This window comes from Thermodesulfobium sp., from assembly GCF_053498235.1.
On sequence record NZ_JBRCUV010000018.1, the window covers coordinates 1 to 9993 of the forward strand.

The window sequence follows — 9993 nt, forward strand, 5'->3', positions numbered from 1 at the left end:
ATGTAATATTATATTTAGTCATCGTCCACCTCCAATAGTTTTGGTGTGTGTTAACTATATTCTATCAGTGGACGATGACATTTCATATTTCATTATTGATAATCATTTCACTTTTACAGAAAATTCTGTACGTTACTCCTCACATCGTTTTTTAATATCTTTTAAATACTGTTAAAATGATGTATAAAGTAATAAAATTTGCCTGTAGTAGGGAGGCTTATCATAAAAAAACAAAATCATATGAAGTGCTCAATCTGCAAAGAAAATGCTGTAATAAACCTCAAACGACATAACCTTAAGCTATGCGAAAAACACTTTAAGGAACATATATTGCATCAAACAGAAAGAGTTATAAAACATTTTAATATGTTTAAAAAAAATGATAACATTCTCCTTGCTGTTTCAGGAGGTAAGGACAGCTTAGGACTGTGGCTAATCTTAAAAGAACTTGGATTCAGCGTAAAAGCACTTCATATAATAATGCCCTTTAAAGAATACTCAGAAAAATCATTAGAAAAGGTTAAAAGTTGTGCTTTAAAATTAAACGATGAACCAATAATTATTGAAGCAAACAAATATTTAGAAATAGATTTTTTCAAAGCCCTAAAAATATATAAAAAACCAATTTGTTCTTTTTGCGGTAAAGTAAAACGATACATACTTTCTACCTATGCAAATAAGAATTCTTACAATATAATATCTACTGGTCATAATCTAGACGATGAAACAGCATTTTTACTTGGAAATATATTGCACTGGCATACTGAGTACTTGGAAAAACAAAATCCTGTTCTAGAAAGTAACAAATTTATGCCTAAGAAAGTAAAACCTTTGATTCGTATAACTGATGAAGAAATGAAATTATTCGCTGAAATATCAAAAATTGATTATATAGAAGAAAGTTGCCCATACTCAAAACATGCAAAATCGATATTCTACAAGAAAATTTTAAGCGAAATTGAGGCTTATATGCCAGGAACTAAGGCTTTCTTTTATTTGCAATACATTGAAAACATAAAAGGAATGCTATTTAGTAAATCTAGCGAAGAGTTGAAAGAATGTAGAATATGTCACTATCAAACTTACAACGATGATCTTTGTTTTCTGTGTAGAATAAAATCAAAATATTAAGGGTGAAAAATGGATATTAATGACAATGAGATTTTAGAAGTAGTAAACAAAAAGGGTTTTAAAAAGATATTCCAATTTGACAATAAACAGACAATACAACTTCAAGGAGGACATATTTGTCCTGAAGATGTGTTAAATTCAGAAGAAGGAAGCACCCTGACAGCTTCAGATGGTTTAAAATACTATATTTTTAGACCATCCATACATGATTATATAATGTATGGAATAAAAAGACACACTCAAATAGTATATCCAAAAGAGGCTGGTTATATAGTTTTAAAACTTGATGTTAGAAGCGGTAAAGTTGTAGGTGAAGCGGGAACGGGTTCTGGATCTTTAACATTAATCTTTTCAGAACTTGTATCAGAAAAAGGAAAGGTAGTTACTTTTGAAAAGAATTTAGATTTTTTAAATAACGCTAAAAAAAATATTGAAAAATTTAGTAAACTTCAAAATATTACCTTTATAAACGAAGATTTCGGAAACTCAAATTATAAAAACTTTTTCGATGCCTTTTTTTTGGATTTAAAAGAACCATGGTTTTATTTTGAAAAGGTATACATTGCGTTAAAAAATGGTGGAAATTTTGGATTAATTGTGCCAACCACCAATCAGATAAACCAATCAATAAATGAACTTGAAGCAAGTAACTTCTTAGTAGACGAAATAGTAGAAATTTTTCACAGAAAGTATAAAATAAATCCAAATAGGCTTAGACCTGAAGATATTATGACAGGACATACTGGTTACCTTATTTTTGCAAGAAAAATAAAATAAAATTCTACTTCAGCAATACTATAGGAGTTTGCTCATCTGCATTTCCGGCAGGGTTATCTTTCATAATATTCTCAATTTCCTTTGAGTCCACGCCCTTTGAACAACCAACAGTCCACGCTACTCCAAGATCATTTGCATCCACAATAGCAACTTTCACGCCACCTAGTGATTCGCTTATTTCTTCTGCAGTTTTATCCGGATCCTTTGGACCCATTACAATTACCTTGTCATATGGTTGAATGGTACCAGCTGTATCATCTATCAAAGCTGATTGTTTGCCACATAATTTATAAAACATTCCCTTTTTACCAAACACCTTAAAAACTGAACCAATTACGAAAGACGCTAGAACTCTCAACAAACCTACTTCATTTATTAGAAGCTGCATTGCAAATGGAGATGCAAGACTTCCAATCTGGGGAAAAAATAAGCATAACCTTTTAGCAAAATAACCTATTTTAATGTAATCTGGATAATAGAAACGACCCTGTGTTATCGCCAAGGGGCTCTCTGCAATTACTACGATCGTATCTTTATCTATCTTATCTTTACAATATTTCTTTATAACCTCAACAATATCATCTTCTGGCCCAAGAAGATGAGTTTTAATTGGTATACGCTTTTTCATAAACCACTGCTCCTCTTAAAGTGTCGTTAGAAAAGTTGAAGTGAAACTTTGATAAATGTAGTGACATATTCCTTCTACCAGAATATTTTATTTGGATCTGTAATTTTCCGTTATTTTTCAAGTCCTCTTTTGGAAGCAAAACTATTATAGGTATCCCGCTTTTCGGATGAACTAGAGAGGTCTTAAAATAATTCTCTTGAGGATATCCAACTGAAACCACATCTAAGATTTTTACCTTTGGTTCTAATAAAATACAACTTACATCATGAATAATAGCTACAACCTCTGACACATTGTCAATTGAAAATGGCAGATAATAATACCTGTCATCTTTAAAAAGATCTATTTGACCACAGTTGTAATTCAATTGTATAGAGGTTTCAGGATTTTTGCGAAATTTAATTTCTAATACCACAAAAAAAATGATAGTTAAAATTATTAGCAGAGCTAGAACAAAGCAAAATATTGTCATCTTTATCCCTCTTTTGTCAAAAGAACTACAGCTTTAGCGTATATACCTTCTTCTTTTCCTACAAATCCTAAGCCTTCAGCTGTTTTCCCCTTGAGATTTATTTTCGTTTTATCAATACTTAAAACATTTGAAATAACAGAAATTATCTCAGCTTTATATGGCCTTATTTTAGGCTTCTCAGCAAAAACTACCATATCTATATTTTGAATTTTAAAGCCTTTACTATAAATAATCGTTGAGACGTTGTGCAATAGAGTCAAACTCGAAATACCCTGATACTTTGGATCCGTATCTGGAAATAAAGTTCCAATGTCATCCATTCCAGCTGCGCCCAACAACGCATCAATTAGAGCGTGAAGTAACACATCAGCATCAGAATGCCCCTTTAAACCTTTATCAAAGGGTATTAGAACTCCACCTAAATATAGTGGTCTTTCTTTGTCAAAAGAATGAATATCTTCTCCTATGCCAATAAAATAATTCCTTTCTCTCTTAGCTTTACTATCTTCATAATTCTCTTTTTCGGATAATCCAAGATCTAGACTTTCTTTCAAAAAACTCTTTGCTAATAAGAGATCATCCGGATATGTGATTTTTATATTAGTTTTATCTCCCGGTATCATATAAGGGTAAAAACCCTGAAATTCCATTAATGAAGACTCGTCAGTAAATACAAGCCGCTTTGCAGTTGCATTTTCAAAAGCACAGATTAAATCCTGCCTTCTAAAAATTTGAGGCGTTTGTGCTAAAAAAATAGAATTTCTATCAAGAGTTTCCTTTATTAAATTATTTTCTACCCTTTTTACAGTATCATTTACACCAAGACAAACTACACAAGAACCTTTTTCCATTGCAGCGTTTATAGCTCTTTCTATAATATCTTCGCTTACAAAAGGTCTTGCAGCATCGTGAACCATAACAAACTCAATATTTTCAGGAACCTTTAAAACTCCTTTTCTTACGCTATCCTGTCTAAATTGTCCCCCAGGGATAACATATTTAACTTTCTCATATTTTTTTAAAAGTTCTCTAATTGTTTGAATATAACTAGACAAACATACTACTACAATTCCTTCAATTCTCTTATTGTTTGAAATTGTTTCCACAGAATATTCAAGCATATATCTATCGCCAATTTTTAAAAGAGGCTTGTAAGATCCAAATCTTTCACCTTTACCTGCTGCTACTATTACAGACCAAACGCTCAAGACAAAATTCTCCCAAATACAATTCTTCCAGATGATGTTTGTAATACACTTGTAATCGTAATATTTACTTGCGAATTTATATAGCTTTTCCCATCTTCAACTACAACCATTGTTCCGTCATCTAAATATCCAACCCCTTGACCTGGAGTCTTGCCCTCTCTAACTATTTGAATAGAAATTTCCTCGCCTGGAAGCACAACAGCCTTCACCGCATTTGCAAGATCGTTTATATTCAAAACCTTTATATTCATTAATGACGCAACCTGATTTAGATTATAATCGTTTGTAATAATGCTTGAATTTGGAATACCCTGTGCGTATTTTATAAGTTTTTCGTCTACCCCGTTTAATCCCTTATAATCTATTTCATCAATGACAATAGAATTTTTTGCCTCTTCTTTAAAAGAGTTCAAAATTTCCAAAGCCCTTTTTCCCCTTGCTCTTTTCATAGGATCGCTAGAATCAGATAGCTGTTGAACTTCTTTTATTACAAAGGAAGGTATAATTATTCTACCCTCTAAAAATCCTGTTCTCCATATATCTTGAATTCTACCATCAATTATTACACTTGTATCAATTATTTTAGAAGCAATACCAACGTGACCATCTTCTTTTAGCATATGTTGCCTATCGCTCATACCTTGAATTAAAGAAGATGCTCTTTGATAAAATTTGGAAAAAAACCTAAAGGTATTTTCTATATCCTTCTTTTTCTTTAACGCTAAATAAACTCCTAGAAATCCAAGAACAAAATTGAATAAAAGTGGAACTAATTTTATTATTCCAACCAATGGCAAAAAAGAAAGAGGCCAAGTGATGAGCAAAGAAATAATTAAACCTAATACTAATCCAAGAACTGGTATAAAAATATCAAATAGAGAAAAAGAGGTAATCCGGTTTAGAAAAAATTTCAAATAATTAAAAAGTCTATCCCAAAATATGAAGGCAAGAAAAAAACCTATAAAAGCAAAAAAAAATGGAATTAAATAAAAAGACAAAGTTCCTATAGATTTTTCTTGCCACGGAAAAAGAAAATCAAAAAGCGACATCTTTACTATAGAATATCCTATAATAAAAAATATGAGAGAACAAAAAGCTGACCATCCTAACCTTAAATTCATAAGGCTCACCTCCTCTTTAATTGATGTAACAAAAAAAAATAACTACTTGTGGCTTTTATCTATCTTAACAATAATCTTTGCCATTTTTAGCCAAAAATACTTTGGAAGCAATATGTTAATTTTCTTTTTTTTATCACCCCTCTTTTATATCATAAGAAACTTAAAACCAGATAAGAAAAATTTATTTCTCCTATATTTTAATATCTTTTTGTATTTTTTTATAAGCATTATTTGGTTATCAATATTCGGATTACATATTGTTATTCTAATGTCTTTATACTTATCTTTTTTCTGGTTTTTACCAATCTTAATCTGGAAAAAAATCGAGAAAAATGTACCTAAGAAATTATACACTATTTCTTTGCCACTTTTTTTGACGCTTGCAGAAATTTTAAGAAATTCTGGAACATATGCCTTTGGGCTAGAAAGTCCTGGATATTTTTTAATAGATACCCCATTTATGTATATAGCAAAGCTCATTGGAGTAACAGGACTGACTTTTTTAACATTTTATATAAATATGCTTTTTTCAGATAAAAAAAATATTTTAAAGGCTCTTTACTTTTTATCTATTTTAATCTTTATAGGTACGCTAATAAATTCTATATCTGTAAATAACACCAATAGCTTCAAACAAAAATTTACTATTTTACAAGGAAATTTTAGGCCGATTTTTCAATACGAAGAAAACTATGAAAATCTTATTAATAAACAGTATATAAATTTATTTAATTTAGCTAAAAGTTATCCTGATAGTATAGTAGTAACCCCAGAAGTAATATTTAGAACGTGCTTAAACGAAAATAAGATAATATCTCCGGATCAAACCTCCTTTGTCGGCTCAATTTATTGTAAAAACAATTTATATTACAACTCTATATACTATCTAAATAAAGAAGAAAGCAAAGTAGTGTACAAAAAAGAACACCTTGTACCCTTCGGAGAGTTTAATCCAATACCGAAAAATTTTAGCTTTTTAGACAAATTCTTGCCGCAGCTAGGAGATTTTGAGAAAGGCAAAACTTCTAAACCATTCAAATATAAAGACCTTCACATAGGATTTTTGATATGCTTCGAGGACACACTGCCACCGTTAATATATAGAAAATTAAAGGATAATCACATAAATCTGTTAATAGTTGCGTCTAATGATGGTTGGTTTAAAAATACCTATGAACCTATAGAGCACCTAAACGTATCCAGATTTAGGGCTATTGAGTTTGGCGTTCCAATAATCAGGGCAGCAAATACTGGCCCCTCTGCCTTTATTAGCTCCAATGGAGACATTATAAAAATACTTCCAGCAGACAAGGTAGGAATTTTATTTGATAACTTCAATATTAAAAAAACCGAAACTCTCTATTCAGAAATCGCATCAAAAGAAGATAAATTTATAATACTTCTATCAACAATTATCTTGACGTTAGCTATCTTTAATATCCTTAGAAAATTCCTTTAGAATTCTTACTACTTCTTCATCCTTCACTTCTCCAAAATCGGCATAAAACTGCCCCACAGCCCAAAATTCTTTCGGCGCCATCAGATAGATAAGAATATCAGCTTCCTTTTTAATCAAGTCAATGGTCTCATAAGGCAATACAGGCACAGCCACCACAATTGATTTTGGTTCAAAAGTTCTTAGCCCTCTAATGCTTGCAATAACAGTAGATCCTGTAGCTATTCCATCGTCAACTATAATAAGATTTTTGCCTTTATAATCAAATCTTTTTGTCCTATAAAGGCTACTTCTTCTTTCAATCTCTTTCTTTTCCTTTTCTATTACCTTATCAAGATAATCCTTATCAATCCCTAAAAGTTTATATGCTCTGTCGTTTATCACCAAGCCACCATGTTCACCTATAGCCCCTACAGCAAGCTCAGGATTTCCAGGTGCACCTAATTTTCTGGGTATTGTAATGTCCAGATCCCATCCAAAAAACCTGGCAACTTCAGCCCCTACAATTATGCCACCTCTTGGTATTGCTAGAACTATAACGTCTTTCATATCACCCAAAGTTTCTTTTATCTTTTTAGAAAGTAGCTTTGCAGCCTCAAGTCTATCTTTAAACATAATTTATTCCCTTTATATTAATTTTTGCCCCACATTTTGGACATTTATCGCTTTTAAGCTCATTTCTCAATATTTCATATCCGTTCCTTTCTATTAAGAGCTCGCCGCATACTGGGCAATAAGTATTTTCCCTACCTCCTACTAGATTGCCAGTGTAAACAAAATTTAAACCAATTTCCTTCGCTATCCTATAAGCTTCATTTAATTTCTCTATAGGAGTAGGAACTAAGCTTAAAAGCTCATATTGAGGAAAAAATCTGGTAATATGCCATGGCGTATCAGGACCCAATTCGTTTTTAATCCAACTGGCAGTTTCAGTTATCTCTTCAGAAGAGTCGTTGTATCCAGGAACTACATTTGTAACTATCTCAACATGACAATTGTATTTATATTTAGCAGTTTTTATAGCTAATAAAATAGGCTTAATGTCATCTACATTCGCAGCTTCACGATAGTATTTACCTCTTATACCTTTCAGATCTACCCTGTAAGCATCAATATAAGGTGCTATTAAATCAAGTGCCTTCAAAGTAATATATCCATTGGTAACCATTACGGTATAAAGTCCACTCTTTTTAATTATCTTTGCAGAATCCAACACGTATTCTATCCAGATAGTTGGCTCATTGTAAGTCCAGGCTACACCCCTACATGAATATCTTTTCGCTAATTCCAGAAGATACTCAGGAGATATATCTTCTCCACCAGTGGGTTGAGAACAAGCTATCTGCCAATTTTGACACCCTAAGCATCTGAAATTACACCCAAAAGTACCAACAGAGAAAACCCTGCTACCAGGAAAAAAGTGAAAAAGTGGTTTTTTTTCTATCGGATCTACGGCAGCAGAAGAAACTAGAGAATAGATTAAAGTTTTTAGTTCTCCAGATATATTTTTTCTTACTCCACAATAACCCGTTTCTCCCTCATATAAAGTGCACAATCTCGGGCAAACAAGACACCTTACTTTATTATTTTGCAGATGTGCATATAAGATAGCATCGTGTACGTTCATTTTACAAAATAAATTTAGACTTATTATTTATTTTCTTTGCCATTCGCTTTAAGCTCTTCAGTGTAATACTTGTTAACCTCCTGTTTCTCTTGCTTTAGTTGATTTGCCTCATTTTCAGCATTCGTCATATCGGTTTCTGATCCACTATTATTTTTAATTTCGTTTTTTTCCTGGATTTCGTTTTTAAATTCATTTTGTATCTCTTTTTTTTCCTGATTTTTTTGAATATTTATTTCCTTAATTTTTTGACCATGATTGTCTTCAAATTTTTCAAGATTATTTTGATTTGGCACATTCGGCATTCCTTTTGAATAGGAAAGTCCGGAAAAAATAAACGCAGTTAATGTGAAAAAGATAAAAAATAAAATGTAGGTTCTCATCACAGATAACCCCACCTTTCTTATTTTGAATATAAGTTTATTCTAACACAAATATCTCTATAATTATTATAGCTCAACAATATTTTGATAGTACTTTGAGCATATCGCTTATAGTGAAACTGGATTAAAACATGATCGCAATTACTGGACGAAGTACAGACAAAAATTCCTCGTGGGGAACAACACTCAAACCCACTTTCTTTTTGCCCACCCGCTCCTTAGTTTTGCCAAAATTTCTTCAGAAGCCAACGACTCTATAGGTTCAATCTCTTAAGTACAAATATATAGAATTTCTATTCATGTCTGTCATGTCACGCGCATATTTTTCTGGCAAATTATCAACTTCTGGAATTTCCCGATATGGATAATAAGGTTCCATTTCTTTATTCGTCAATAAAATAATTGGAATGTTTTCTTCTTTCACTTTTTTGAATAAATCAATTTCTGATTGTTTAAATTTTTCTGCAGTCTTCGAAAAAACAAGATAACAATCAATATTCAGATTCTTAATTTTATTCCAGACAAATTTGAGGTTATCAACATCTTTTTGATCAATAAGACCACCTTCGCTTTTACACTCTCCTATGCCTAATTGGATTTTACCTCCTTCTTGAAATTGTAAAATACAAAAATCAATCTCACAAGATCTATTTTCGCTGGTTAAGTTTAATGATGTAGAATAAACAAATGGAGAATAAGTAAGTTTTATTGAAGAATCAAAAATTCTCAAAAAAACTAATAGAGTCAAAATAACGGGGATAGCCCCTTCTTGATTATTGTCTTTTGCAAAAAGCCCGCTTTTTCTGAATTTCCAATCGCCCTCATCTTTTAACTGTAAACTAGTTTTATTATCACCTCCACAATAATTACATCTCCATATGTCATCTATTTCCTGCAAAGATATCCAATTACGAAGTTTACAGTAATTACAAATAAGTTCTAGACCTGGTCGCAGAAAATCTTTCTTTAGTAGAAAATTAAAAACATCAGCAGCGGTTAATTTAGTTTTTTCTCTTTGTTCAATACAAAGATTTTCAAATTTCTTAAAATCTCCTTCGAATAAATTGCGTATTCGTTCATCACTAGATACAACTTTATTTTTAAGTCATTCTTTCCAAAAGTATTCTTTTTTCTTTTCACTAAAATTAAAAAATTCGGAAACTAATTCATTAAAATCTTCACCCAACAAAGAT

At 31.4% G+C, this 9993-nt stretch carries 11 protein-coding genes and 1 pseudogene; 4 read left to right on the top strand and 8 right to left on the bottom strand.

Annotation, left to right across the window (positions count from 1 at the left end):
• Nucleotides 1-240: 240 nt before the first annotated feature.
• The 3 genes and pseudogenes from ACWIUX_RS02145 to ACWIUX_RS02155 form a co-directional block, all read left to right on the top strand.
• A pseudogene (locus tag ACWIUX_RS02145) lies at nucleotides 241-309 on the top strand (hypothetical protein); the annotation flags it as partial.
• 21 nt (nucleotides 310-330) lie between these two features.
• Entirely contained in the window at nucleotides 331-1131 is an 801-nt protein-coding gene (locus ACWIUX_RS02150; protein ID WP_448589090.1) for an ATP-binding protein, read from the top strand.
• A 9-nt stretch (nucleotides 1132-1140) separates the two neighbouring features.
• Complete coding sequence (locus tag ACWIUX_RS02155; RefSeq protein WP_448589080.1) at nucleotides 1141-1908, top strand: tRNA (adenine-N1)-methyltransferase; 768 nt, start codon at nucleotides 1141-1143, stop codon at nucleotides 1906-1908.
• Between the two features lie 4 nt (nucleotides 1909-1912).
• Here ACWIUX_RS02155 and ACWIUX_RS02160 read toward each other — a convergent pair whose 3' ends face one another.
• Genes ACWIUX_RS02160 through ACWIUX_RS02175 form a run of 4 tightly spaced genes read right to left on the bottom strand, consistent with a single transcriptional unit; the run spans nucleotide 1913 to nucleotide 5337 of the window.
• On the bottom strand, nucleotides 1913-2536 hold the full coding sequence (locus ACWIUX_RS02160) for a coenzyme F420-0:L-glutamate ligase (RefSeq protein ID WP_448589081.1): 624 nt from the start codon (nucleotides 2534-2536) through the stop codon (nucleotides 1913-1915).
• Nucleotides 2514-3008, bottom strand: a complete 495-nt coding sequence (locus tag ACWIUX_RS02165) for a hypothetical protein (RefSeq protein WP_448589082.1) — start codon at nucleotides 3006-3008, stop codon at nucleotides 2514-2516. Before ACWIUX_RS02165 ends, ACWIUX_RS02160 begins: the two co-directional genes overlap by 23 nt.
• Before the next feature lie 2 nt (nucleotides 3009-3010).
• Nucleotides 3011-4216, bottom strand: a complete 1206-nt coding sequence (gene ispD, locus ACWIUX_RS02170; protein WP_448589083.1) for a 2-C-methyl-D-erythritol 4-phosphate cytidylyltransferase — start codon at nucleotides 4214-4216, stop codon at nucleotides 3011-3013.
• Nucleotides 4213-5337 (bottom strand): PIN domain-containing protein, encoded by a 1125-nt coding sequence (locus ACWIUX_RS02175; protein WP_448589084.1) that lies wholly within the window; start codon nucleotides 5335-5337, stop codon nucleotides 4213-4215. The genes ispD and ACWIUX_RS02175 overlap by 4 nt, the downstream gene beginning before the upstream one ends.
• On the opposite strand from ACWIUX_RS02175, the gene lnt reads away from it, so the two are divergent.
• Complete coding sequence (gene lnt / locus ACWIUX_RS02180; protein WP_448589085.1) at nucleotides 5297-6796, top strand: apolipoprotein N-acyltransferase; 1500 nt, start codon at nucleotides 5297-5299, stop codon at nucleotides 6794-6796. The genes ACWIUX_RS02175 and lnt overlap by 41 nt on opposite strands.
• Here the strand turns inward: lnt and ACWIUX_RS02185 are convergent.
• From ACWIUX_RS02185 to ACWIUX_RS02200, 4 genes are all read right to left on the bottom strand, one after another.
• Nucleotides 6761-7408, bottom strand: coding sequence for a phosphoribosyltransferase (locus ACWIUX_RS02185; protein WP_448589086.1), 648 nt, complete (start codon nucleotides 7406-7408; stop codon nucleotides 6761-6763). The two genes, lnt and ACWIUX_RS02185, sit on opposite strands and share 36 nt — an antisense overlap.
• Entirely contained in the window at nucleotides 7401-8420 is a 1020-nt protein-coding gene (gene amrS, locus ACWIUX_RS02190; protein ID WP_448589087.1) for an AmmeMemoRadiSam system radical SAM enzyme, read from the bottom strand. The genes ACWIUX_RS02185 and amrS overlap by 8 nt, the downstream gene beginning before the upstream one ends.
• Before the next feature lie 23 nt (nucleotides 8421-8443).
• Nucleotides 8444-8803 carry a hypothetical protein gene (locus ACWIUX_RS02195; RefSeq protein ID WP_448589088.1) on the bottom strand — a complete coding sequence of 120 codons (360 nt, stop codon included), beginning with the start codon at nucleotides 8801-8803 and terminating at the stop codon, nucleotides 8444-8446.
• A 259-nt stretch (nucleotides 8804-9062) separates the two neighbouring features.
• Complete coding sequence (locus ACWIUX_RS02200; RefSeq protein ID WP_448589089.1) at nucleotides 9063-9698, bottom strand: hypothetical protein; 636 nt, start codon at nucleotides 9696-9698, stop codon at nucleotides 9063-9065.
• Nucleotides 9699-9993 lie beyond the last annotated feature (295 nt).